Source organism: Mycobacterium sp. OAE908 (assembly GCF_017872775.1).
Classification (GTDB): domain Bacteria; phylum Actinomycetota; class Actinomycetes; order Mycobacteriales; family Mycobacteriaceae; genus Mycobacterium.
This window is the reverse complement of record NZ_JAGGJL010000001.1, coordinates 132,672-156,989: the sequence shown is the minus strand read 5'-3', so window position 1 is coordinate 156,989 and position 24,318 is coordinate 132,672. Positions and strand designations below refer to the sequence as shown.

Annotated in this window: 19 protein-coding genes; 8 read left to right on the top strand and 11 right to left on the bottom strand. The window is 66.2% G+C overall.

Features of this window, described 5'->3' with window-relative positions; genetic code table 11:
* Positions 1-2: 2 nt before the first annotated feature.
* Positions 3-3,425, bottom strand: a complete 3,423-nt coding sequence (locus J3E61_RS00690) for a TM0106 family RecB-like putative nuclease (protein WP_210082239.1) — start codon at positions 3,423-3,425, stop codon at positions 3-5.
* Between the two features lie 190 nt (positions 3,426-3,615).
* Here J3E61_RS00690 and J3E61_RS00685 point away from each other — a divergent pair, with 190 nt between their 5' ends.
* The gene (locus J3E61_RS00685; RefSeq protein ID WP_210082238.1) at positions 3,616-4,545 is read left to right on the top strand and encodes a DUF559 domain-containing protein; all 930 of its coding nucleotides are present in this window, start codon (positions 3,616-3,618) and stop codon (positions 4,543-4,545) included.
* A 52-nt stretch (positions 4,546-4,597) separates the two neighbouring features.
* Here J3E61_RS00685 and J3E61_RS00680 read toward each other — a convergent pair whose 3' ends face one another.
* A complete protein-coding gene (locus J3E61_RS00680) occupies positions 4,598-5,158 on the bottom strand; it encodes an LppP/LprE family lipoprotein (protein ID WP_210082237.1) in 561 nt (186 codons plus the stop codon).
* An 87-nt stretch (positions 5,159-5,245) separates the two neighbouring features.
* Between J3E61_RS00680 and J3E61_RS00675 the strand changes: the two genes are divergently transcribed.
* From J3E61_RS00675 to J3E61_RS00655, 5 genes are all read left to right on the top strand, one after another.
* A complete protein-coding gene (locus J3E61_RS00675) occupies positions 5,246-6,934 on the top strand; it encodes a DEAD/DEAH box helicase (RefSeq protein WP_192726629.1) in 1,689 nt (562 codons plus the stop codon).
* Positions 6,931-8,082: an acyltransferase gene (locus tag J3E61_RS00670; protein WP_210082236.1), complete on the top strand. Its 1,152-nt coding sequence runs from the start codon at positions 6,931-6,933 to the stop codon at positions 8,080-8,082. Before J3E61_RS00675 ends, J3E61_RS00670 begins: the two co-directional genes overlap by 4 nt.
* A gap of 228 nt (positions 8,083-8,310) precedes the next feature.
* Complete coding sequence (locus J3E61_RS00665) at positions 8,311-9,132, top strand: formate/nitrite transporter family protein (RefSeq protein ID WP_210082235.1); 822 nt, start codon at positions 8,311-8,313, stop codon at positions 9,130-9,132.
* Between the two features lie 109 nt (positions 9,133-9,241).
* Entirely contained in the window at positions 9,242-9,955 is a 714-nt protein-coding gene (locus tag J3E61_RS00660; RefSeq protein ID WP_210082234.1) for a siderophore-interacting protein, read from the top strand.
* 76 nt (positions 9,956-10,031) lie between these two features.
* Positions 10,032-12,407 (top strand): arylsulfatase, encoded by a 2,376-nt coding sequence (locus tag J3E61_RS00655; RefSeq protein WP_210082233.1) that lies wholly within the window; start codon positions 10,032-10,034, stop codon positions 12,405-12,407.
* Between the two features lie 3 nt (positions 12,408-12,410).
* Here J3E61_RS00655 and J3E61_RS00650 read toward each other — a convergent pair whose 3' ends face one another.
* The 5 genes from J3E61_RS00650 to J3E61_RS00630 form a co-directional block, all read right to left on the bottom strand.
* Positions 12,411-12,995 (bottom strand): TetR family transcriptional regulator, encoded by a 585-nt coding sequence (locus J3E61_RS00650; RefSeq protein WP_192726624.1) that lies wholly within the window; start codon positions 12,993-12,995, stop codon positions 12,411-12,413.
* The gene (locus tag J3E61_RS00645) at positions 12,995-14,236 is read right to left on the bottom strand and encodes a cytochrome P450 (RefSeq protein WP_210082232.1); all 1,242 of its coding nucleotides are present in this window, start codon (positions 14,234-14,236) and stop codon (positions 12,995-12,997) included. The genes J3E61_RS00650 and J3E61_RS00645 overlap by 1 nt, the downstream gene beginning before the upstream one ends.
* A 45-nt stretch (positions 14,237-14,281) precedes the next feature.
* A complete protein-coding gene (locus J3E61_RS00640; RefSeq protein WP_210082231.1) occupies positions 14,282-15,646 on the bottom strand; it encodes an FAD-binding protein in 1,365 nt (454 codons plus the stop codon).
* Between the two features lie 9 nt (positions 15,647-15,655).
* Positions 15,656-18,238: a helix-turn-helix transcriptional regulator gene (locus J3E61_RS00635; protein ID WP_210085374.1), complete on the bottom strand. Its 2,583-nt coding sequence runs from the start codon at positions 18,236-18,238 to the stop codon at positions 15,656-15,658.
* A 70-nt stretch (positions 18,239-18,308) separates the two neighbouring features.
* On the bottom strand, positions 18,309-19,538 hold the full coding sequence (locus J3E61_RS00630; RefSeq protein WP_192726621.1) for an MFS transporter: 1,230 nt from the start codon (positions 19,536-19,538) through the stop codon (positions 18,309-18,311).
* A gap of 75 nt (positions 19,539-19,613) precedes the next feature.
* Here J3E61_RS00630 and J3E61_RS00625 point away from each other — a divergent pair, with 75 nt between their 5' ends.
* Positions 19,614-20,432: a uracil-DNA glycosylase gene (locus J3E61_RS00625; protein ID WP_210082230.1), complete on the top strand. Its 819-nt coding sequence runs from the start codon at positions 19,614-19,616 to the stop codon at positions 20,430-20,432.
* A 7-nt stretch (positions 20,433-20,439) separates the two neighbouring features.
* Positions 20,440-21,489, top strand: coding sequence for an MsnO8 family LLM class oxidoreductase (locus J3E61_RS00620; RefSeq protein WP_192726619.1), 1,050 nt, complete (start codon positions 20,440-20,442; stop codon positions 21,487-21,489).
* Here J3E61_RS00620 and J3E61_RS00615 read toward each other — a convergent pair.
* From J3E61_RS00615 to J3E61_RS00600, 4 genes are read right to left on the bottom strand one after another with little or no spacing between them, the layout of a single operon-like run.
* Positions 21,486-21,932 (bottom strand): nitroreductase family deazaflavin-dependent oxidoreductase, encoded by a 447-nt coding sequence (locus tag J3E61_RS00615; protein ID WP_192726995.1) that lies wholly within the window; start codon positions 21,930-21,932, stop codon positions 21,486-21,488. The genes J3E61_RS00620 and J3E61_RS00615 overlap by 4 nt on opposite strands.
* 14 nt (positions 21,933-21,946) lie before the next feature.
* Positions 21,947-22,384 (bottom strand): HIT family protein, encoded by a 438-nt coding sequence (locus J3E61_RS00610; RefSeq protein ID WP_210082229.1) that lies wholly within the window; start codon positions 22,382-22,384, stop codon positions 21,947-21,949.
* 9 nt (positions 22,385-22,393) lie between these two features.
* Positions 22,394-22,867 carry a VOC family protein gene (locus J3E61_RS00605; protein ID WP_210082228.1) on the bottom strand — a complete coding sequence of 158 codons (474 nt, stop codon included), beginning with the start codon at positions 22,865-22,867 and terminating at the stop codon, positions 22,394-22,396.
* Between the two features lie 47 nt (positions 22,868-22,914).
* Positions 22,915-24,291, bottom strand: a complete 1,377-nt coding sequence (locus tag J3E61_RS00600) for an MFS transporter (protein WP_210082227.1) — start codon at positions 24,289-24,291, stop codon at positions 22,915-22,917.
* Positions 24,292-24,318: the final 27 nt, after the last annotated feature.

The following is a 24,318-nucleotide window of genomic DNA, read 5'->3' as shown; positions in this document are numbered from 1 at the left end:
CGTCATTCCGTCGGTGTATCACACGAAGCGAGCGACAAGAACGCCCCCAACTCCACCAAGCGGTCCGGCGTGGCAGGCAGGTAGTCGGTCAGCAGCGCCGACCGCACGATGATCGCGGTGTATTTCGCCCTGCTGACGGCGACGTTGAGCCGATTCCTGTTGAACAGGAACGAAACTCCGCGCGGTGCATCATCTGCAGACGACGCCGCCATGGAGACGAACACCACCGGAGCCTGCCTGCCCTGGAATTTGTCGACGGTGCCGACCTCGACCTTGTCGAGTCCGGCGGCGTCCAGCCTGCGCCGCAACGTGACCACCTGCGCGTTGTACGGCGTCACCACCAGGACGTGCTCCTGCGCCAACGGCGTTTCGCCGTTTTCGTCCGTCCACGTCCTGCCGAGCAGGTCGCAGATGTCCGCGACGATCGCGTCGGCCTCTTCGGGGCTGTCGGTGGAGTTGCCGTTGTGCTGCACGGTGAGCACCCGGACGCCGGGGGCGACGCCGTCGAGGCTGCGCGCGGCGCTCACGTGCTCATGTGAACGCAACCGGCCGTCATAGGAGAGCCGGGAAACCGGTTCGCAAACGGCGGGATGCATCCGATACGAATAGTCGAGGAAATAGCCGCGCTCTGGGGGCAGCGTGTGATGGCCGTCCACCAGCCAGCCCAGCGCGGATTCGTTCACCGGTTCGGGATGTGTGCCCTGGCTGACCTGTGGCAGCTGCTGCGGATCACCAAGCAGCATCAGGTTTCTGGCCGACGGTGCGACTGCGATGGTGTTGGCCAGGCTGTACTGACCGGCCTCCTCGACGACGAGCAGATCGAGGGCTTGACGCGGAATCTTGTTGGCATTGGCGAAATCCCAGGCCGTCCCGCCCACCACGCAGCCGTCATGGCCTTCGATGAAACCCGCGAACTCCGGACTGGTCAGGTCGGTCCAGCCCGCGTTGACGGTGTTGAGTTTCTTGCCGATCCGCTCGCCGTCGACGCCCGCCTTGAGCACATCGCAGAACAGGTTCTCGACCACCGCATGCGCCTGGGCGACGACGCCTATCCGCCATTGATGTCGGTTCACCAGGCGCGCGATCACCTGCGCGGAGGTGAACGTCTTGCCGGTGCCCGGCGGTCCGTGCACCGCGAGATACGACGAGTCGAGATCCAGCAACGCGGTCGTGATGTCGTCGGCGATGGCCCCGGTGCGGGGGAGTGCCGCACCGCTGAGCGTTCGCGGATTGCGCCGCAGCAGAACGTCTGTCACCGCGTCGACGGGCAGATTGGGAAGTCCGGCGGCGACGAGCGCGGCGGTCTCGGCGATGGAGTCCTGCAACGGTTTGGTGTTGATGGGCGGACCCGGCGTCAGCGCGAACGGCAACTGCTCGAAGACGTCGCCGTCCTTCGGCTGTTTCTCGACGACAACGGCCTCGGTGGGGGCTTCGGGGTTGTCGCACCCGACCACCGTCACCGACCCGAACCCGCGCCGGTCGGGATCGTCGGTGAGGCCCACGGGCGCGGGTGGGTCATAGAGCGCGTACATCTCTTTGCACAGTTCGCCGTTCGCGATGCCGCCGATCAGGCGGACATGGCGCTGGGGCTTGCGCGCTTTCGGCGGTTGGTGCCAGTCGGTGACGATCTCGACGCGCTCGGCAATGAAGACGTCGCTGTTGTCCGCCCACTCGTCAACCGGATTGTTCACCCGGTCGAAGTGGGCCCACCAGTACGGCTTGTCCTCACGCTTGTGGAATCCCCGCGCGGCGGCGACCATCGCCACGGCCTGCTGTTCGGCGGTGCGTTCCTCGACGCCGTCGCCTGCGAACTTGAGCAGTCTGCGGTCGATGTCGTCGGCGAGTTCGATTGCGCCGCCGTCGCTTACGGGTTGCGGACCACGAGGCGGTACACCGGACTCGATGGCGCGGGCCATCATCCAGTCGCGCAACCGCCGCGTCGACCGGCAGTCGTAGACGTTGTAGTCCTCGATCTCCTTGAGTACCGACGCCGCCTCGTCGGGCCGCCCTTCGTCGCGCAGCGCGCAGTAGCGCGCGTACTGCGTGATGGAGTCGGCTGCGGTGGTCACCTCACCGTCGCGAAGCTCGTTGCCCATGTAGAGCGGCTCGAGCGACTTGATGCTGTAGTTCTCGGTGCCCACGCGAATGCTCTTGCGCACCAACGGATACAGGTCGACGAGCACGCCGTTGCGCAGCAGGTCGTCGACATCGTTCTCGCCGACACCGTAGCGGCCTGCCAACCGCAGCAGGGTGCTTTTCTCGTAGGCCGCGTAGTGATAGATGTGCATGCCGGGATAGCGCCGCAGCCGCTTGCGCACCATCGCGAGGAAATCTTGCAGCGCCTGGCGCTCACTGGCCCGATCGTGTGCCCAGAACGGGTGGAACTCGTCGGTGACAGTGAGAACGCCCCATAGGTATTCGAGCCCCCACTCCCGGCCGTCGACGGTCCACAGCGGGTCGCCTTCGAAGTCGAAGAACAGGTCGCCCTTGTCCGCGTCGGGCAGCACCATCAGCGGTTGGGCGTCGACGACCTCGTACGGTGGCTTGCCGTCGACACGGTCGGCGACCTGTAGTCGGGCTTGGGCCGCGAGCGTCTTGACCGTGCGGGCAGGCAGCTCCTCGACCGCGCCGGTGTGCTCAGCCAGCTGGTGCAGGGTGGTGATACCTGCGTCGATCAGCCGGGCGCGTTGGGTTACCCGCATACCCGCGACCAGCAAGAGGTCGTCGGTGGCGCGCACCTGGATCTCGCATTCCGGGCAGCGGAAGCACGCCCGCACGTCGTCGTCAGTCCAGGCGACTGCCTTGCCGCCGGCCATGTGGTCGTCGAGCAGGCGCTGCAGTTCGGTGCGGCGAGGCAGATACACCGGCAGCAGCTCGTCGACGCGGTAGCTCGCGACGGCGCCGTCGCCGAGCACGAGTTCCACTTCGTCGGCGACGGGTACACCGCCCGCGGCGAGGGTGTCCGCGTAGGCGGCCAGCTGAAGCAGCGCCTCGACCTTGACGGAGCGGGCCAGTTTGGTGTCGCGCAGCCGGTAGCGGGCGCCAGCCTCAGAGTGCGACAAGACGAGGAAATCGGCGAAGCCGACGAACCGGCCGTCGAACATGGCGGCCTGATAGATGACGGGGGCGCGGCGCTCGACGGCGCGCATTGTCTGCTCCGCCGCGGCGGTCAGCCCGTCGACGGTGTAGTTGGGCCTGCCGATGACCGCGACGGTTTCGTCAGCATCCTCGCGCAGTTCGTCGAGGTGACGCTGCTCGTGCTCGCCGCCGAGTTTGGCTGTCCGCGCGAGCAGTTCATCCTCTTTGGCGACCGCAGGTCCCCAGCCGAGTTGCGCATCGAACGAACGCAGCAGCGCGTACTCGCAACGCGCTGCTGCGGCGAGATCGGATGCGCTGTAGATGACGCGATCGCCGGAGACGAACACGCTGTCAGCCTATGTGAGCCAACCGACACCTCACGTCAGGCGCGAACGTGGGTTACCCGCACGCTTCAGGGTTCCGCAGCGTGACACAAGCCCACACTCGTCGATCCCCAGTCGTGCCGCCGTCCACAGATAGACCAGTGAGCTGGCTGCGAGCGCCGATTGTGTGGGTCTGCGTCGCAACCGTGACGGCATGAATGACGAAGTGATGCCGTTCGTCGGCACCGAAGCATTGGCGGCAGGCAGGGTGACCCGGCGAACGTTGGTGAGCCGCCACGACATGGTCTACCGCAACGTGTATTTGGCGAAGGGCATGGAACTCACACCTGCCAGACGAGCGGTCGCTGCGTGGCTGTGGTCCGAGCGTAACGCCACGATTGCAGGAATGTCCGCCGCGGCACTGCACGGTTCGCAGTGGATAGCTTCTGACCTACCTGCCGAGTTGATCCGTCGTGACACCTGCGGCGTCGACGGCATCATCATTCACCGCAACCGGCTCCGCGATGACGAGACGTGCGTCGTGCGCGGAATGCCGGTCACTACGCCGGCGCGAACTGCATTCGACCTCGGCCGGCGCGATCGACTCGAAACCGCGATCATCCGGATCGACGCACTGGCGAACGCGACTGGGCTGAAGCCCGAAGATGTTGTGCTTGTCGCCCAAAGCCATCGCGGGGCCCGCGGCATGCTTCAACTGCGGCGTGCCTTGGATTTGATGGACGCCGGCGCAGAGTCACCGCAAGAGACCCGGACGCGCCTGCTGTTGATCGCCGCCGGGTTTCCGAAGCCCCACACGCAGATCGTCGTTCTCGACGAATTCGGCGAATTCGTTGGCCGCGTCGACATGGGATGGGAGGAGTGGAAGGTCGGCGTCGAATATGACGGTCCTCAACATTGGGATGACCCCGACCAGCATGCTCGCGATATCGACCGACTGGCCCGACTCGCCGCCCAGGGCTGGCTGATCATCCGGTTGAGCCGCGATCACTTGCGCTACCGGTCGCATGTTTTCCTGGCTCGCGTGCGTGACGCCGCCCGCGCGGCGGGTTGGCCCCGCTGGCAGGAAATCCGACTCGACGCGCGCATCTCTTGGCTCGATCCAGCCGGCCGAGTGTGGGCTTGATGCACGCATCCCGCAGGAAAAGCGTGCGGGTAACCCACGTTCGCGCCAGGGATCAGCCAGTGTTGCCGATCAACTCGACGCCGTTGCCGTTCCACCGGAACTTCACCACGCTCTCGAGCCCCTCGATGCCGCCGGAGTACTTCAGCGCGATCGTGTCGCCGGTGGTGGCCGAGTTCTCGATGGCGTTGAACCCATAAGTGTCGGGGACGCCGGTCGGGATGAACTTGCCGAGGTGGAACAGCACAGCGCGGGTGTTCGGGTGGTCTGCGTTGGTGTTGGCCTTGACGATCACCGCCGACAATTGCGCGCATTCGTTGTAGTTGCCTGCCAGCGGCTCGGGACTCCAGCCCTGGTTGCTGCGCGGGTCGCGGGGCAACTCCGAGACCGCCTTGGCGATCTCGGGCGCGGTGAGGTTGATCGCGCACGGATCGGCCGCCGCAGTCGCCGAAGGTGCGACGACGGGCGGCGGCGGGGGTAACGCCGGGGCAGGCGCAGCAGTCGCCGGTGTCGCCGTCGAGACGGTCGGCTCCGGCGTCTTGGACACCGTCGAGTCGCCCGATCCGCAGCCGGCAACGGCGACCGTCACCGCCGCGACGAGGACGGCCCATTTCACAACAGGGCACCCTAACGCCAATGCGACCAACCGGCAGACAGGCGCGCGGCGGGGAATCGGGCTCCCAACCACTAGACTTCCTGCGAGATGACGTCCTCTGAACCGGATCCGACCAGCGCTGATCTGACATTCGCCGACCTGCAGATTCACCCCTCGGTGCTGCAGGCCATCAGCGACGTCGGATACGAGTCGCCGTCGGCCATCCAAGCCGCGACCATTCCCGCGATGATGGCGGGCTCCGACGTCGTCGGCCTGGCCCAGACCGGCACCGGCAAGACCGCCGCGTTCGCCATCCCGATCCTGTCGAAGATCGACCCGACGAGTAAGACCACCCAGGCGCTTGTCCTCGCCCCGACCCGCGAGCTTGCGCTGCAGGTGGCCGAGGCGTTCAGCCGGTACGGCGCGCACCTTCATGTCAACGTTCTGCCGGTGTACGGCGGCTCCTCCTACGGCCCGCAACTGGCCGGCCTCAAGCGAGGCGCCCAGGTGGTCGTCGGCACGCCGGGGCGGGTGATCGACCATCTGGAAAAGGGCACCCTCGACGTCAGCCACCTCGACTACATGGTGCTCGACGAGGCCGACGAGATGCTCCAGATGGGGTTCGCCGAAGACGTCGAGCGCATTCTGGCGGACACCCCGGAGTACAAGCAGGTCGCGCTGTTCTCGGCGACCATGCCGCCCGCGATCCGCAAGATCACCAACAAATACCTGCACGATCCGGTCGAGGTGACGGTCAAGTCGAAAACGCAGACCGCCGAGAACATTTCGCAGCGCTACATCCAGGTGGCAGGCCCGCGCAAGATGGATGCGCTGACGCGACTGCTCGAGGTCGAGCCCTTCGAGGCGATGATCGTTTTCGTCCGCACCAAGCAGGCCACCGAGGAGGTCGCCGAGAAGCTTCGGGCCCGCGGGTTCTCCGCCGCCGCCATCAACGGCGACATCCCGCAGGCGGTCCGCGAGCGAACGATCAACTCGCTGAAGAACGGCTCGATCGACATCCTGATCGCCACCGACGTCGCGGCCCGTGGCCTTGACGTCGAACGCATCTCGCACGTGCTGAACTACGACATCCCCCACGATCCCGAGTCCTACGTGCACCGGATCGGACGCACCGGCCGGGCCGGGCGCTCGGGCACCGCCCTGTTGTTCGTCACGCCCCGCGAACGTCACCTGCTCAACTCGATCGAGCGGGTCACCAGGCAGAAGCTGGTCGAATCCCAGTTGCCCTCGGTCGACGACGTCAACGCTCAGCGGGTGGAGAAGTTCCGCGATTCGATCACCAAGGCGCTCAGCGCGCCGGGAATCGACCTGTTCCGCAAGCTGATCGAGGGCTACGAGCGCGACAACGACGTGCCGATGGCCGACATCGCCGCCGCGCTGGCGTTGCAGAGCCGCGACGGCGAAGAGTTCCTGATGACCGAACCGCCGCCGGAGAAACGGCGCGAACGGCCCGAGCGACCGCGCGATGACGGCCCGCGCAAGCCGCGCGAGCGGCGCAGCGACCTTGCCACCTACCGCATCTCGGTTGGCAAGCGGCACAAGGTGATGCCGGGCGCGATCGTCGGCGCGATCGCCAACGAGGGCGGGTTGCACCGCAGCGACTTCGGTCACATCACGATCCGGCCCGACCATTCGCTGGTCGAATTGCCCGCGAAGTTGTCCAAGGAGACGCTGAAAGCCCTTGAAAAAACCCGTATTCAGGGCAACCTGATCAATCTCCAGCCGGATCGCGCACCGAAGCGGCCACCAGGTAAGTCGAAGCGGAAGCACGAATGACATCGCCGAAAGGCGTGAAAGACCCAGTCGCGCAAGGCGGCCTGGAATCGGTAAGCAAGGCCGAGCGCGTAGCGTCGCTGACAGGCGTCCGCGCAATCGCGGCGCTGCTGGTGATGGGCACGCATGCGGCATACACCACCGGGAAGTACACGCACGGCTACATCGGGCTGGTGTATTCGCGGATGGAGATCGGCGTACCGATCTTCTTTGTGCTGTCGGGGTTTTTGTTGTTCGCGCCGTGGGTCAAGGCCGTCGCCACCGATGGTGCGTCTCCTTCGGTGCGCCGCTATGCGTGGCATCGGGTGCGTCGCATCATGCCGGCATACGTCGTCACGGTGCTGGTGGCCTTCGCGATCTACCACTGGCGCACCGCGGGCCCGAACCCCGGCCACAACATGATCGGGTTGTTGCGCAACTTGACGCTGACTCAGATCTACACCGACAACTATCTGTATTCGTATCTGCACCAAGGACTTACGCAGATGTGGAGTCTGGCGGTCGAGGTCGCGTTCTATGTGGTGCTGCCACTGTTGGCGTACCTGTTGTTGGTGGTGTTGTGCCGGCGTCGTTGGCGGCCGCTGCTGTTGCTCACCGGTCTCGCGGGGCTTGCGTTGATCACACCTGCGTGGCTGATCCTGGTGCACACCACTGACTTTCTGCCCGACGGTGCGCGGCTGTGGTTGCCGACGTATCTCGTGTGGTTCATCGGCGGCATGATGCTGGCGGTGCTGCAGCCGATGGGGGTGCGCGCGTACGCGTTTGCGTGCGTGCCGCTTGCGGTTGTGTGTTATCTCATCGCCTCGACGCCGATTGCGGGCGAACCCACCACGTCACCGCATGAGCTGCGTGAGGCCCTGATCAAGGCGGCGTTCTACGCGGTGATCGCCACGTTGGCTGTCGCCCCGCTGGCGCTGCACGACCGCGGCCTGTACGCGAAGTTCCTCGCCACCCGCCCGATGGTCTTTCTCGGCGAGATTTCCTACGAGATCTTCCTGATCCATCTGGTGACCATGGAATTGGTGATGGTGGAGATCCTGCGCTGGCACATCTACACCGGCAACGTCGCAATCCTGTTCCTGACGACGTTCGTGGTGACGGTGCCGGTGGCGTGGCTGCTGCACAGGTTCACGCGCGTACGCGCCGACTAGCGCGGCGCAAAGCGCGTATCAGCCGCCGGGGGTTTGAAGCCGACGCCATCGGGCATCCCGGGACCCAACCAACAGAACACGGATCGCCGGTTTGGTGACCCACGAAAAAGGACACATGGCCACTCCGGGATCGCAGGGCACACCCTCCGTCACGCCAGCAGCACGCCGCGTCGTCACGCAGCGCGCCCACCGTGGCAGACGCGACTCCGAACGCGATCGCCGCATTCGATGAGCGGCACCGACCAACGCCACCTCGGAGGTTCCGACAGCCCGATCGAGGATGAACTCGAACACGCCTTCACCAGGATGGTCGACGAGGGCACGCAACGGCTGCACCGCAGCTGGCGCGAAGTTCTGGTCACCGGATTCTTCGGTGGCACGGAGGTTGCGATGGGCGTACTCGCATACCTTTCCGTGCTGGCAGCCACGGACAACACATTGCTTGCGGGGCTGGCGTTTTCGATCGGCTTCCTCGCCCTGCTGTTGGGCCGCAGCGAGTTGTTCACCGAGGGCTTCCTGGTCCCTGTGACCACGGTGGCCGCCAAAAGGGCCAGCTTCGCCCAACTGCTCAAGCTGTGGGGCGGCACGCTGGCTGCCAACCTCGCGGGCGGCTGGCTGATCATGTGGCTGATCATCACCGCGTTCCCGAAACTGCACGACCAGACGGTCGAGTCGGCGACCCACTACGCCACCGCACCGATGTCCGCAGAGACGTTGGCGCTAGCCGTGCTCGGAGGCATGGCGATCACACTGATGACGCGCATGCAGCACGGCACCGATTCGGTAGTTGGCAAAATTGCGGCGGCCGTCGCCGGCGCGTTCCTGCTCGCCGGACTGCAGATGTTTCACTCGATTCTGGACTCGCTGTTGATCTTCGGAGCGATGTTCACCGGCCACGCACCGTTCGGCTATCTCGACTGGCTCACCTGGTTCGGTTACACGGTGGTCGGCAACATGGTCGGGGGGCTTGGCTTGGTAACACTGTTGCGCCTGCTCCGAAGCAAAGACCGACTGGAGGAAGAGCGAGACGACGCGGAGTCAGCGGAATGACTTGCGGCCCAAGCTTTCACTGACCGAGGGCTACGGCAATACACGGACAGCCGCCCACTCGCGCGAGTTAGGGTAACCTTTCCTAATAAAACGCTAGGAAGGGCTACTCATGTCGGACACGCCGTCGCGTGGATTCCAGGGCGCGGTGCTGAAGCTGCTGCGTGCCGGTGATTACCGGCTGACCGTGACCGGCCGTCGCGAGATCACACCGCATTACCTGCGCCTGAGCTTCGACGCCGGCGGCTTGCTGACCGACCGGCCGCTGCATCCGACGATGTGGATCCGGATGTGGTTCACCGACGGTGACAAGCAGCATCAGCGCGGCTACACGCTGGTCGACCCGGATCCGGCGACCGACACCGTCGACATCGAGTTCGCGCTGCACGACGGCGTGGCCTCGCGGTGGGCTCGAAACGCGCAACCCGGCGACACCATCGAGGTGACGGTGCTCGGCAGCAACTTCACGCTGCCCGAGCCCGCGCCCAAGGGCTACGTCATCGTCGGCGACACCGCCTCGCTGCCCGCCATCAACTCGTTGCTGACCGCGATCGGCAACGCCCCGGCGAAGGTGCTTCTCGAAGCAGGCCACGACGATGACAAGCAACTGCCGGTGGCGCGCAGCACGGACGTGGTGTGGGTTGACCGCAAGAACGGCGGTGAAGCGCTCACGCAGGCAGTCAGCTCATCGGCGTTCGACGCGGCCGACCACTTCGGCTGGGTCGCATGCGATAACCGAACCACCCGCGCGGTCGCCAAGGTCTTCCGCGAGGACTACAACATCCCCCGGAAATCCATCAAGGCACAAGCATATTGGGTCGCATGACGCATCGATCACTTGGCGAGCGGCTAGTCTGACCCTCTCGGACCCAAGCAGCGTGGTTCGAGCGGAGAGGACATCCATGCCCAACTCGTCAGCGGACACCGTCCGGCGTGACATCCTTCCCATCCCCGACATCGCGCACGTCGGACTCACCACGTACGACGCCAAGGACCCGGACACCAGCTATCCGCCTATCAAGGATGTGCGGCCGCCGAAGACGGCCCCGAACGTGCTCGTCGTCCTCATCGACGATGTGGGCTTCGGCGCGAGCGGCGCCTTCGGCGGTCCGTGTGAGACGCCGAATTTCGAACGGCTCGCCTCCGGCGGCTTGAAGTACACCCGGTTGCACACCACCGCGCTGTGCTCGCCGACGCGGCAGGCCCTGCTGACCGGCCGCAACCACCATTCGGTCGGCATGGGCAACATCACCGAGACCGCGACTGCGGCACCGGGATACACCTCGGTGCTGCCGAACACCAAGGCGCCATTGGCGTTGACGCTCAAGCTCAACGGCTATTCGACCGCTCAATTCGGCAAGTGCCACGAGGTACCTGTCTGGCAGACCAGCCCGGCGGGGCCGTTCACGGCATGGCCTACTGGCGGAGGCGGATTCGAGTACTTCTACGGCTTCATCGGCGGTGAGAACAACCAGTGGGACCCCGCCCTCTACGAGGGGACCACGCCCATCGAGCCCCCGAAGACGCCTGCCGAGGGCTATCACCTCACCGAGGACCTGGCGGACAAGGCGATCAGCTGGGTGCGCCAGCAGAAGGCGCTGCTGCCCGACAAACCGTTCTTCATGTACTTCGCACCGGGTGCCACCCACGCGCCGCACCATGTGCCGAAGGAGTGGATCGACAAGTACAAGGGAAAGTTCGCCCACGGCTGGGACCGGCAGCGCGAGATCACCTTCGAACGGCAGAAGGAGCTGGGCGTCATCGGCCCCGACGCGGTACTGACGCCGCGCCACGCGGAGATCCCGGCGTGGGACGAAATGGATCCTGCGCTCAAGCCCGCGCTGGAGCGCCAAATGGAGGTGTACGCCGCATTTTTGGAGCACACTGACTATCACGTCGGCCGGTTGCTCGACGCGCTCGAACCGGTAATGGACGACACGCTGGTCTACGTGATCATCGGCGACAACGGTGCTTCCGCAGAAGGCACGCTGCAGGGTGCGTTCAACGAGATGGCCAACTTCAACGGGATGGCCGACCTCGAGACGCCCGAGTTCCTGGCCTCCAAGCTCGACGAGTTCGGCAGTGAGACGTCCTACGGCCACTACGCGGTGGGTTGGGCGTGGGCGATGGACACGCCCTATCAGTGGACCAAGCAGGTGGCGTCGCACTGGGGCGGCACCCGCAACGGCACAATCGTGCACTGGCCCAAGGGAATCGACGACAAGGGCGGCATACGCAACCAGTTCACCCACGTCATCGACCTGGCGCCCACTGTGTTGGAGGCAGCCGGAATACCGGAGCCGACCATCGTCAACGGCGTCATGCAGAGCCCGTACGAGGGCACCAGCCTGCTGTACAGCTTCAACGACGCCGACGCCCCTGAGCGACACGAGACCCAGTACTTCGAGATGTTCTGCAACCGGGGCATCTACCACAAGGGCTGGAGCGCGGTGACCAAGCACCGCACACCGTGGGAGATGGGTGGGGCGGCCATGCCCGCCTTCGACGACGACGTCTGGGAACTCTACGACGGCAACACCGACTGGACGCAGTCCAGGGATCTTTCCAAGGAGAATCCCGACAAACTGCATGAGCTGCAACGGCTTTGGCTGATCGAGGCGGTCAAGTACAACGTGTTACCGCTCGATGACCGACAGATCGAACGCATCAACCCGACGTCGGCAGGCAGGCCGACACTGATCAAGGGCAATTCCCAGCTTCTCTTCGCCGGCATGGGGCGCTTGTCGGAGAACAGTGTTGTCGACATCAAGAACAAGTCCTTCGCGGTCACCTCCGAAGTGGAGGTTCCGCCAGAGGGCGTACAGGGCGTGATCATCGCCCAAGGTGGCCGATTCGGCGGGTGGAGCCTCTACGCCAAAGACGGTCGGGCCAAGTTCCACTACAACGTGTTGGGCATCAAGTCATTCGATATCGAAGCCGCAGAGCCCGTTCCGACCGGAACGACCCAAGTGCGCATGGAGTTCGCCTACGACGGCGGAGGCATGGGCAAGGGCGGTGACGTCACTCTGTACTACGACGGCAAGGAAGTCGGCAAGGGTCGCGTCGATCAAACCCAGGGATTCATCTTCTCCGCCGACGAAACCACCGACGTCGGCAACGAGACCGGCACCACCGTCAGTCCGGACTACACCGCCCACACCAGCAGATTCACCGGCAAGATCGGATGGGTGCGAATCGATCTCAGCGATGACGCCAAGGCCGCCGAGCACTACATCGAGCCGGACGAGCGCTTCCGCATCGCGATGGCGCGCCAGTAAACATCAGCCCGTCCGCTCGGGTTGGTTCGGCACCACCATCGGCACGACGAACTCCTCGAGCATCGCGCGCTCGTCGGCCTCATCGTGCCCGGGAAACAGGAACAGCGACGTCATCACCCGCACCAACCAGCGGGCCCGGTGCGCCACCACTTCGGGGTCGTCGGGTGCCAGCGAGATCACGAAGGCCTCCGTCAACGCCCTGATCACCTCGGACTGCTCGGCCATCTCCGCGCCGATCGGCCGTTGAGTGGTGGCGAACCACGATGCGAGCGCTGGGCTTTCGCGGACGTTGCGCATCGAGGCCATCATGCCCTCGATCAACCGCTCCCGCGGGTCCGCCAACGAGTTGATCTGTTCGGTCATCTCGCGATACAGCCGGTAGGCCTCGCGGTGTACATATGCGGTGTAGAGCGCTTCACGGTTCTCGAAGTACCGGTACAGGGTGGCGCGCGAGCATCCTGCGGCCGAAGCGATTTCGTGCATGCCGACGGTCGCGGCTTCTTGTTGTGCGAACAGCTCGCCCGCAGCGTCGAGGATTCGGTCGGCGGCCACCTCGGTGCGCTGCGCCGCGAGCCAGTCACCGGCCATCAGGAGCTCACCCGGAACGGCACCGACAGCGGGCGACGCACGTAACTGCCGCCGGCCCAGACGATTCCGGACTCGTCGACCTCGAAATCGGGGCAGCGCGCCAACAGCTCCGTCAGCGCGACTCGCGACTGCATGCGGGCCGCTGCGGCGCCGAGACAGAAGTGCGCGCCGTGGCTGAACGTCATGATGTTGCGCGGTCGCCGCCGCACGTCGAGTTCGGCTGCGTCGTCGCCGAATTCACGCTCGTCGCGGTTGGCCGACCCGTAGAGCAGCAGCACCTTGCGGTCGGCGGGGATCGTGGTGTCGCCGACAGTGACGTCGCGGGTGGTGGTGCGGGCCAGACCTTGAACCGGCGACGTCAGCCGCAGAAACTCGTCAATGGCGTCGGGGATCAGCTCCGGCTCAGCCACCAGCAGCTGCTGCTGGTCGGGTCGTTGGTGAAGCAATTGCACTGTGCCGCCGAGCATTCCGGTCGTGGTGTCGTTTCCGCCGGTGACCATCGTGAACGTGAACGCCAGGATCGACAGCACACCCGCGATGTCGCCGTCGGCCCCGATACCGGCGGCCACCAGATGCGACACGGTGTCGTCCTCGGGCTCAACGCGGCGCCGCTCGATCAACGCGGTGAAGTACGCCATCATCTCGCCGAGCGCGTCGCCGAGCCCGCCCAGCGCTCCGGCGACACCACCGGAGGTGGTGTTGGCGGCGACGATCGCCTCGGTCCAACCGTCGAACTGGTTGCGATCCTCCTCAGGAACCCCGAGATAGTGCGCGACCACCATCGAGGGCAGCGGCTTGAACAACTCGGCGACGATGTCGCCGCCGCCGTTGGCGCGTAGCCGTTCGATGCGTTCGACGACGAATTCACGAACCTTCGGTTCGACGGCCTCGACCTGCCGCGGGGTGAAACCGCGGGCCACCAGCTTGCGGAACTCGGTGTGGACCGGTGGGTCCTGCATCACGAACGGCGGATTGTCCTGCAGGCCGATCAGTTCGAGTTCGCCGTAATTGATCGTCAGGCCCTGCGCCGACGAGAAGGTCTCGTTGTCGCGTGCCGCCTCCCAAACGTCGGCATGCCGCGAGAGCACCCAGTAGTCGTGGTCGGGCTGGTCAGGGGGCACGACGTGGTGGACAGGGTCGTAATCGCGCAGGGCGTGGTACATCGGCCACGGGTTGGGCCAGGTATCGGCGTCAGCGAGCTCAAACCGGACGGGCGAGCCGTGAGACAGAGTGGCTGTCATGTCTCATTGGTACGACACGCACCCAGATCGTGTCAATAGCCGCGGTCAGATTGCCGCGCCAGGGTTGAGGATGCCGTCGGGATCGAGCGCCCGCTTGATCCGCTGGTTGAGCTCCATCGCCTCCGGCCCGAGCTGGCCCGCCAGCCATGGCCGCTTCAGCCGGCCGACGCCGTGTTCGCCGGTTATCGTCCCGCCCAGCCCGACCGCGAGATCCATGATCTCGCCGAACGCCTTCTGGGCCCGTTCGGCCATCGCCGTATCGGCGGGGTCGTAGACGATCAGCGGATGGGTGTTGCCGTCGCCGGCATGCGCGATCACCGAGATCATCAAGTCGTGGTTCGCGGCGATCTTGGCCACGCCGCCGACCAGGTCGGCCAGTGCGGGCAGCGGGACGCCGACGTCCTCGAGCAGCAGCGAGCCCTTGGCCTCGACCGCGGGGATCGCGAAGCGGCGGGCGGCGACGAACGCCTCACCCTCTTCCGGGTCGGACGTCGAAAACACCTCCTTCGCACCATGTTCGGTGAACACCGTTGCCATGAACTCGGCGTCCTCGACGCCGGACGGCCCGCGGTCGTCGGTGGCCGCCACCATCATCGCCGCCGCAGACCGGTCCAACCCCATGCGCAGTTTGTCCTCGACCGCGTTGATCGCCGCGGCATCCATGAACTCCAGCATCGAGGGCCGGATCTTGCCGGTGATCGACACGACAGCACCGGCCGCCGCTTCCACCGAGTCGAAGGTCGCTACGACAGTGGACGCCACCTGCTGTGGCGGCAGCAGCCGCAGTGTCACCTCGGTGATGATCCCAAGCGTGCCCTCGCTGCCGACGAACAGCTTGGTCAGCGACAGCCCCGCGACATCCTTCAGCCGTGGGCCGCCGAGGCGCACCGCGGTCCCGTCGGCCAGCACGACCTGAAGACCCAGCACGTAGTCGGTGGTGACTCCGTATTTCACGCAGCACAGCCCGCCCGCGTTGGTCGCGATGTTGCCGCCGATGCTGCAGATCTCGAACGACGACGGATCCGGCGGATACCACAGCCCGTAGGAGGCGACCGTCTTCTTCACCTCGGCGTTCAACAGCCCGGGCTGTGCGACGGCCGTGCGCGTCACGGGATCGACGGTGATGTCGCGCATCTTCTCGGTGCTCAGCACGATGCCGCCGGTCAGCGCCGTGGCGCCGCCGGAAAGCCCGGTGCCCATGCCACGGGGAACGACGGCGATCCGGTTCCGTGACGCCCAGCGCATCACGGTCTGGACTTCTTCGGTTCGTCGCGGCCGCACCACGGCAAGGGCCGTGCCTGCACTTGGGTCAAGGGCACGGTCCTGGCGGTAGGACGCCAGGATGTCGGGGTCGGTGACGACGACACCGTCGGGCAGTTCGGCGATCAGACTCGCCAGTGCCTCACTCATAAGTCGATGCTACGAGCCGCTTGGGCCGTCCCAGTCGGGGAACACCATTCTGATGAGCTCTTCCCGGGTCGCCGCCCCCGTCTTGGTCATCGCCCGGTAGACGTGGCCTTCCACGGTGCGCGCCGAAACACAGAGCCGCTCGGCAACCTCGCGCGTCGAATAGCCGTATCGGAGCAGACTGACGATCTCGCGCTCACGCCCGGTGAGCGGCAACGGTTCGCTGACCTCGCGCAGCGTCGGTGTGCTGACGCCGCATCGCTTCGCCAGCGACTCTGCACGCGACGAACACCGCAGTGCCGACCCCCTGAGATCGCCCTCGCGGAACGCCAGACATGCGTGGGCGGCCGCGTCGACGGCAGCGACGAGATCGCCCATGTTCTCGAATTCCTTTGACAACGCCTCCAATTCGGTCCCATCGACGGGGCAGAGCGCGGCCGCGAAGCGGGCCACCAGCGGCGCTCGCGGCCCCTCCACGATCGAGGCGAGCTCGTTCAGTCGCGACACGGCGGAGTGATCCCCGAACTGCGCGGCGGTCTGCAGACACAGCAACTCGGCGGCGAACTGTTCCTTGGCCGCGGCGGTTTCGGCAGCCGACAACATCGTGGCGATCGCTTCGGTGACCGCACCTTGCCCGGCCGCCAGCCATCCGCGGGCCAGGCTGCGCTCGTAGTCCAGGCCGCGGAATGGGCGACGCGTCTTCTCGAGCGACGCCAGCACCGCGGCGGCCTCATCTGTCGAACCCCGCATCGCAAGCGCGATCGCATAAGGGATGTGATAGCGGTAGCCCCAGCCCATTTCGTTGCCCGATGCGGACAACGCGGGCGCCGCGGTGCCCAACAATGCGCACGCCTCCTCGAGCCTGCCCGCGAAAAGCGCGGCCCGACCCGCGATCGCCGTGCCGACCAGCTGCATCGCCCCTGGCATCTCGGCGCCCTGCTCGCGCACACGCTGCGCCTCTGCGAGGCCGTCGTCGATTTCGCCTGCCAACAGCAAGGCGCTGACATGCGCGTCGGCGATGTTGAAGCGCATCTGCGGCGAGTCGAAGAAGCGGGACGCGATGGCGTATCCGGTGTTCGCCGCGGCTACTGCCTCGCCCGTCCGTCCGGCGTCTGCGAGTATCACTGCGAGCGCCCATGCCGTCTCGGTCCCCGCGACGGCCGGCAGCTCCTCCAGCACAAGGCTTTTCGCGGTCTTCAACGCTTCCTGCGGCTGATCCAGCGCAAACCAGTACACAGTGAGGAAGGCGTCGATCCACATCCGGGGCGAAGTGCCTTGTGCCGCTTCGTCGATGATGTCTTTCGCGCGTTCGGCATCGCCCGAAGCCCACAGCATGTTGAGCGCGCGCATGTAGGCGAGCCGGCCGCGGTCGTCGTCGTTCAGCTCCAAGCCGGCGAGCTCGGCCAGCACGGCCTCAGCCTCCTCGCCGGCGGGGAACCATGACAACGCATGTGCGCGAAGGAAATACGCGCGCGGTGAGCCGCCAGCGCGGATCGCTGCCTTGGCGAGTCGATCGGCTAGCCGGAGATCGCCTGCCCATACCGCGCCACCTGCCGCCTTGAGCAACAGATCGGCGTCGGGCGGCAGGTCGGAGTCGAGGATCAGCGAGGCCCGGCGCACCACGGTGCCCATCTCGTCGCTGCCAGGCGACGATGCGAGTTCGGCCGCGACCTGTCCGCGAAGTCGTCGCAGCCTGGTTTCCGGGGATCGAGATCGGCGCACCTCGCCGTAGAGCGGATGCGCCAGTCTGACTTCGAGTTCGCTGTCGAGTTCGTCGACGGTGATCAGCTCGCGAACCTGGGCTTCTTCGATGGCGTCAGGATCGGCGATCCGTCGCAGCGTCTTCATCTCGAGCGGCTCTCCGACCGCCAGCGCGTCGGCCACCTCGCCGACCGGTTGCGACAGGCCGCTGAACCGGGATTCGATCAGTTCGATCAATCCCCGCGGCATGGTCGGTTCACCGATCCACTGCCAAAAGCCGTTCTGCTGCTGGATTCGGCCGTCTGCGATTTCCTGCTCGACGATGTTGCGCAGATACAACGCGTTCCCGCGCGTGAGCTTCCACAGCCGCTTGGCCGCGTCGGGATCCACCGGCCCGTCCAACGCCGCCGTCAACAGCGCGCCGACGTCGTCGGCAGAAAGTGGTTGCAGGTCCAGCCGGTCGAACTGGCCGCCGCGCCATATCTCGTATATCTCGGTCGGGACGCGTTCGCCTTCGCGCACCGTGAGCACGACCTTGGCGGCCTCGCGCTGCACGATCTGATGCACCACGAATGTCGACAGTTCGTCGAGCAGATGCACGTCATCGACGCCGAGCACAACCGTGGTACCGGGCGGCGCTGCCGTCACCGAGTCGATAACGCCACGCACGAGCTGCAGGCGATCGCTGCTCGCCGACCCTGTCCACGGTGCGAACGCGCCGAGCGGAAGCTTGCGCGCCGACATCGTGCCGACCGCCCACCGCGCTTCGAAGCCCTGTTTGGCGACCGACGCCAGGGCTTCGCGCACGATCCGGCTCTTTCCGACGCCCGCGGGCCCGCTGACCAGGATTCCGGCCAAGCCTGGCTCGGTAATCGCGGCGACGATCGTTTGCATCTCTTCTGAGCGACCGATCAAGGGCCACGTCACACGCACAGAAAGTAGCCTAAAACGCCGAAACGGCTCGTCAGGGCAAACCCGCCCGATCCAACTCGCGCAACGCGGGCAAAAAGACCGCAACCAGGCCCAGCACCAGCATCGGCAGCGACAGCGCAAGGAACGTCGCATGCAGTCCGGCGGCGTCGGCGAGCGGTCCGGCCACGACCAGGCCCAGTGGTCCCGCGGCGTACGCCAACGACCCCATGACGCCGACGACACGGCCGCGCAGATGTTGGGGCGCGCGCGTCTGCATCACGTAGTTGTAGATCGGAGCGATCGGCCCGTAGACCAACCCCACGACCGCGCACAGCACCAGAATCAGCGGAAGCGGCGGCAGGAACGCGATGATCGTCATCGCCACGCCTAGGGTCAGCACCGCGGTCAGCATCACGGTCCGCTTCCGCGAATACTTCGACAGCACCGCATATCCGAGCGCGCCGATCAGGCCGCCAACACTCAACGCCATCAGCACCCACCCCAGTTGGGCCGGTTCGTTGCGGTCGGTGAAGTACTTCGGAAAGAGCACCGACTCCATCGGCATATACAGACCGGTGGCCGTCAGGTCGATGATCGCCAGCGTGCGCAGTACCTTGTTGTGCCACACGAACTTCAGGCCCTCGACGATGCCGGCCCAGACGCCTTGGGGCAGCGCAGCGCGGTCGGGTACGCCCGCGCCCTCCAACCGCAGCACCGAAATCGCGACGATCGAGAACCCGAATGCCGCTGCGGTCACCCACATGGTGTTGACGCCGCCCAGCGTCGCGATCAGCAGGCCGCCGATGCCAGGCCCGACGATGTAGGCCAGGTTGAAAATGGCCTCGTACACGCTGTTGGCGCGGTCGAGCGTCCAACCGGCGCGCGTGGCCGCCTCCGGCAGCATGGTCTCGCGGGCGGTCATTCCTGCCGGGTCGAAGAACGCGCCGAGCGCGGCCAGCCCTGCCAGCACCGCGACGTTGATGGCCTGCACCCCGAACATGAGCGCCAGCACAGGGACCGCGGCCACCGAGAGCGCCGACAACGCGTCGGAGATCATCGACACCCGCCTGCGGCCGAGATAGTCGACTGCGGCACCCGCGATCAGGGTAGCGGCAAGCAGCGGCAACGTGCCCGCCATCGCGACGATCGAGGCGTACAACGCAGAGCCGTTGCGCTGCAACACAAGCCAGGGAAAGGCGACGAGTGAGATGCCGTTGCCGGCGCCGGCCATCAGCGCGGCGGACAGAATCAGGAGTAGCGGACCGCGCTTGCCGTTCGTCATGGGGTATCGCGGCCGAATGTAACAGCGGCCAAGCCCGCTCGGCACGCGATTTTGCATGCCGTGCACAGTGGAGGGGTGAAGCTGGCCCATCCGCGAACCGGCGCGATGTTCGATTCGCCCGTGCCTCCCGGCACCGGCTGGCCGGGCGATCCGGCCACGTCGCGCACAGCGGTGGCGCAGACGCCCGCGCAGGTTGAGGCCATGGCCTCGGCGGTCAAGACCCTTGAAGAACTGGACGCGGAGGTGTCGGTGTGCCGCGCCTGCCCTCGGCTGGTCGAATGGCGCGAAGAAGTTGCCATCGTGAAGCGAAAGTCGTTCGCAGGCGAGCCGTACTGGGGTCGGCCGATTCCCGGCTGGGGGTCGACAACGCCGCGGATCGTCATCGTCGGCCTGGCACCGGCGGCGCACGGCGGCAACCGCACCGGCCGGGTGTTCACCGGTGACCGCTCCGGCGACTTTCTGTTCGCCGCGCTGCACCGCGCCGGTCTTGCCAATCAAGCCGAGTGTGTCGACGCGGCAGATGGCTTGGCGCTCAACGACACTCGGGTCGCCGCGGCTGTGCGCTGCGCTCCGCCGGGCAACGCGCCGACACCGGCAGAGCGCGCGACGTGTGCACCGTGGCTGGACGCCGAGTGGCGACTGATCAGTTCCCACGTTCGGGTGATCATTGCGCTCGGGGGGTTCGCGTGGCGGGCGGCGCTGCAGATGGTCGGCGGCGTCCGGTCGCCCGCGCCGAAGTTCGGGCACGGCGCGACGGCCACCCTGGGCGCTGTGACGTTGATCGGCTGCTATCACCCCAGCCAGCAGAACACGTTCACCGGCAAGCTGACCCCGCAGATGCTCGACGACGTGTTTCGGCAGGCCCGGGAACGCGCAGGCGCAAAGGGGCGTTGACGTAGCCATGCGACTTTCCGTTCTCGACCTGGTGCCGGTGCGCACCGACCAGACGACGTCTGATGCGCTGGCGGCGACGACGCACCTCGCGCAGACGGCCGATCGGCTCGGCTACACCCGCTACTGGCTGGCCGAACACCACAACATGCCCGCCGTGGCGGCCACCAGTCCGCCGGTGCTGATCGCGCATCTGGCCGCGCAGACGTCGCAGCTGCGGCTGGGTTCTGGCGGCGTGATGCTGCCCAATCACGCGCCGCTGGCCGTCGCTGAGCAGTTCGCGCTGCTGGAGGCCGCGCACCCCGGCCGCATCGACCTCGGCATCGGCCGCGCACCGGGCTCCGACCCGGTGACCTCGATGGCGCTGCGTGGCGCCGCAGGCCGCGACGACCGCGACATCGAGGCGTTCCCGGAGTACCTCGACGACGTGGTCGCGCTGATGAGCGCCCGCGGCGTGCGGGTGCCGCTGCCGCGGGATCTGATGCGGGAGAACTACGTCCTCAAGGCGACGCCGTCGGCGGTGACGGAGCCGAAACTGTGGCTGCTGGGCTCGTCGATGTACTCGGCCCACTTGGCCGCGGCCAAGGGCTTGCCGTATGTGTTCGCGCATCACTTCTCGGGCCAGGGCACAGCCGAAGCGCTTGAGGTGTACCGCTCCGAATTCCGGCCGAGCGACCTGGCGGCCGAGCCGGTGACGTTCTTGACAGTCAACGCGGTCGTTGCCGAAACCCGGGACGAGGCAATGGCTTTGCTGTTGCCGAACCTACAGATGATGGGACGGCTGCGGACGGGCCAGCCGCTTGCCGCGCTCGATCTTGTCGAGGACGCCGAACAGCAGGAGATGACCCCGCAGGCGCAACGCGTCATTGAGGGAGCGCTGCGGCGTGCGGTCGTCGGCTCACCAACAGAGGCGGCCGATCAAGTGCGCGCGCTGGCCGAGGAGTTCGGCGTCGACGAGGTGATGGTCAACCCGGTCGCTTCCGCGCGCCGCGGCACAGATCCCGCAACCGCACCCGCCCGGGACACCACGCTGGAACTGCTTGCCAAGGAACTGTTTTAGCCGCTGGCGCGGAGGACCACCACCGGAATCGGTCGCGACGTCCGTTTCTGGTAGTTCGCGTACCGGTTGGCGTTGTTCTTGTTGACGATCTCCCATAGTCGCGCGTAGTCGGCGTCGTCGGGCAGCACTGGCCGGGCTACCACGCCGAATCTCTTTGGCCCGACGTTGATCTCGACGTTCGGATTGGCCTTGAGGTTGTGATACCAGCCTGGCGCCTTGGGATCACCGCCCTTGGACGCGACGATCAGGTAGGAGTCTCCGTCTTTGGCGTAGGTCAGCGAATTCGTCCGTTGGATTCCGGTCTTCGCACCGACGGTGTGCAGCAGCAGGTTGGGCGGCGTGCCGGGCAGGATGCGGTGCCCGATCCGGCCGTTGGTGCCCTTGTAGATCTTGTCGTGCAGCATCAGCAACGGAAGGCCGATGTATTTCTCCCAGGCAGGCATACCACTCATGAGGGTCAGTCTTGCGCAGCCGAGTCCAGTTCCGCCAGGGCCTCGCGCAGCAACCGGCCGGACTCCTCGCGGTCAGGGTCTTTGCGCAGCAGCATGCCCTTGGCGAACGACAGCTTGTCACCGCTCTGCCGCGGCAGCACGTGCAGATGGATGTGGAAAACCGACTGGAAGGCGGCCTTGCCGTCGTTGATGACGACGTTGTTGCCGTCGGCATGCAGCCCCGACCGACGGGCCGCCCTGGCAACTCGCTGCCCGATGCGCACCATGTCGGCGACCGTCTCCGAAGGTGTATCCGTCAGGTCGACCGTGTGGCGCTTGGGGATGACCAGGGTGTGGCCGCGGGTGAACGGCCGGATGTCGAGAATGGCCAGGTAGTCGTCGTCCTCGTAGATCCGGATGGCCGGGGCCTCGCCGGCGACGACGGCGCAGAAAACACAGGACATTCCGCCACGTTAGCTACCCATGTTCTCCTTGGCCCAGTCGGCCATCCGGCGGTCGCGTTCCTCAGGTGAGACATCCTCGACGCGAGTCATCACGGTCCAGCGCTGGCCGAACGGGTCGAGGATCGAGGCGAAGCGGTCGCCGGTGACGAAGGTCTGGGCGGGTTCGCGGATGGTGGCGCCGGCCTGCTCGGCCTTGGCCACGACCGCGTCGACGTCCTCGCAGTAGAACCCCACGGAATGGGTGGCCGGCGCCTTCGGGTCGGGCGCGGCGATCTGATACGCCTCGGCGGGGTCGCCCAGTTGCAGGCGGCCGTTGCCGAAGTCCAGTTCGGCGTGCGCAACCGTCCCGCCGGGACCGTCCATTCGGTCGACGAGCTTGGCGCCGAACACCGAAACGTAGAAGTCGATCGCGGCGGCGGCGCCGTCGATGCACAGGAACGGGGTCAGGCTGGTGTAGCCCTCCGGAATTGGTTTCACGCTCATGCGAACCACTGTGGCCCGTCGCGGAAAGGGCGTATTGGAGAAACGCGTCAGCCGGGCACTACGGGTCCGGGCTTCGGTTTGAGGATCAGGCTGAAAACCAGGGCGACGATCCCGATGACGACGCAGGCCCACAGCGCTGTCTGAAAGCTCGCGACAGTGCCCGTGCCGACAACCGGTCCGGCCCAAGCGAATCCGGCCGCACCGCCGATCCCGAAAGCCACGCCGTTGATGCCGGGTAGCGCGCCTGGCTCGTCGTCGGCCGCCTGCACGACGCCCAGCGTGCTCACGGCCGTCAACAGCACACCCGTGCATGTGAATCCGAACACCACCATCAGGGCGACGATCATGGGCAGGCTCTCGACGAAGAGCGCGAGAAGCGCGGTGACCACGATGGAGGAGGCGACGCCGGCACGCAGCACCGTGACGAAGCCGATCCGCACTGCGAGCCTGCCTGCCAAAGGGGCGCTGATCAATTGGACGATCGCGGCGGGCGTCAGAAGCAGCAGTGCGGTCATGGTGCCGTCGAGGGCGAAGCCGGAGTCATCGTCCTCACCGATCGACGGGACGATGAACGTGAGGACGGTCATGAACGACGCGATGCACAGGATGGTCGCGACGATCAGCGGCCACGCCTGACGTGAGCGCAGATGCTCGACGGCCACCAACGGATGTGACAGCCTGCTGTCCACGACGATGAGCGCAATCAGGGCCACGGCTCCAATGCCGATCCAGCCGAGTGCGACGGGGGAGCCCCAGCCCTCGCGGGCGCCATAGCCGAGGAACAAGTTGGCTCCAATAGCGGTCAGCGACAACAGAACCGCACCCAGCCAGTCCATCCGATCGGCGCCCGAACGGGACGGATGATCGACGGGGACGGTCTTCCACGCGAACGCGAGAGCGGCGAGACCGACGATCAGACTCAGTCCGAAAATGGACCGGTATCCCAGCCGGTCGACCATGACGCCGCCGAGTAGCGAGTCGAACCCGGCGACGCCACCGTTGATCGCGGTGACAAGTCCGCAGCAGGTGCCGAACGCGGGACCGCTGAGGTGCTGGCGCATGATCAGGAACGCGATGCCGAAGGTAATTACGCTGCCGCCCTGCAGGATTCGGCCGACAACCATGAATTCGAGCGTCGTGCTCACCAGGCAGAGCACGGTGCCGATGCACATGACGACCATCACGCCGAGCAGAACGCGTTTGCGTCCGACGTAATCGCTCCACCGGATGAGCACGACGCTGGAAACCGCGCCCGCCAGCGAGAAGTACGTCGACATCGTCGCGAACGCGCCCCGGCCGAACTGCTCGTTGATGGTGTGGATCGCGGGGATCAGCATCGTCGTGTTGAGTTGGAACGCGACCACGGAGACGATCAGCGCCGACACCATCAGGACGGTCTGGTTCCTGGACATGGCATGGTCCACGATGCGCCCCCCGCCGTCACGCTGTCG

Bases quoted from the DNA above. Each gene is read 5' to 3' on its own strand.
- J3E61_RS00630 (WP_192726621.1), bottom strand. From the start codon at position 19,538: ATGACGAACGGCAAGCGCGGTCCGCTACTCCTGATTCTGTCCGCCGCG.
- J3E61_RS00645 (WP_210082232.1), bottom strand. From the start codon at position 14,236: ATGACAGCCACTCTGTCTCACGGCTCGCCCGTCCGGTTTGAGCTCGCT.
- J3E61_RS00685 (WP_210082238.1), top strand. From the start codon at position 3,616: ATGAATGACGAAGTGATGCCGTTCGTCGGCACCGAAGCATTGGCGGCA.
- J3E61_RS00675 (WP_192726629.1), top strand. From the start codon at position 5,246: ATGACGTCCTCTGAACCGGATCCGACCAGCGCTGATCTGACATTCGCC.
- J3E61_RS00665 (WP_210082235.1), top strand. From the start codon at position 8,311: ATGAGCGGCACCGACCAACGCCACCTCGGAGGTTCCGACAGCCCGATC.
- J3E61_RS00615 (WP_192726995.1), bottom strand. From the start codon at position 21,932: ATGCCTGCCTGGGAGAAATACATCGGCCTTCCGTTGCTGATGCTGCAC.
- J3E61_RS00635 (WP_210085374.1), bottom strand. From the start codon at position 18,238: ATGCAAACGATCGTCGCCGCGATTACCGAGCCAGGCTTGGCCGGAATC.
- J3E61_RS00660 (WP_210082234.1), top strand. From the start codon at position 9,242: ATGTCGGACACGCCGTCGCGTGGATTCCAGGGCGCGGTGCTGAAGCTG.
- J3E61_RS00610 (WP_210082229.1), bottom strand. From the start codon at position 22,384: ATGTCCTGTGTTTTCTGCGCCGTCGTCGCCGGCGAGGCCCCGGCCATC.
- J3E61_RS00650 (WP_192726624.1), bottom strand. From the start codon at position 12,995: ATGGCCGGTGACTGGCTCGCGGCGCAGCGCACCGAGGTGGCCGCCGAC.
- J3E61_RS00670 (WP_210082236.1), top strand. From the start codon at position 6,931: ATGACATCGCCGAAAGGCGTGAAAGACCCAGTCGCGCAAGGCGGCCTG.
- J3E61_RS00605 (WP_210082228.1), bottom strand. From the start codon at position 22,867: ATGAGCGTGAAACCAATTCCGGAGGGCTACACCAGCCTGACCCCGTTC.
- J3E61_RS00640 (WP_210082231.1), bottom strand. From the start codon at position 15,646: ATGAGTGAGGCACTGGCGAGTCTGATCGCCGAACTGCCCGACGGTGTC.
- J3E61_RS00655 (WP_210082233.1), top strand. From the start codon at position 10,032: ATGCCCAACTCGTCAGCGGACACCGTCCGGCGTGACATCCTTCCCATC.
- J3E61_RS00620 (WP_192726619.1), top strand. From the start codon at position 20,440: ATGCGACTTTCCGTTCTCGACCTGGTGCCGGTGCGCACCGACCAGACG.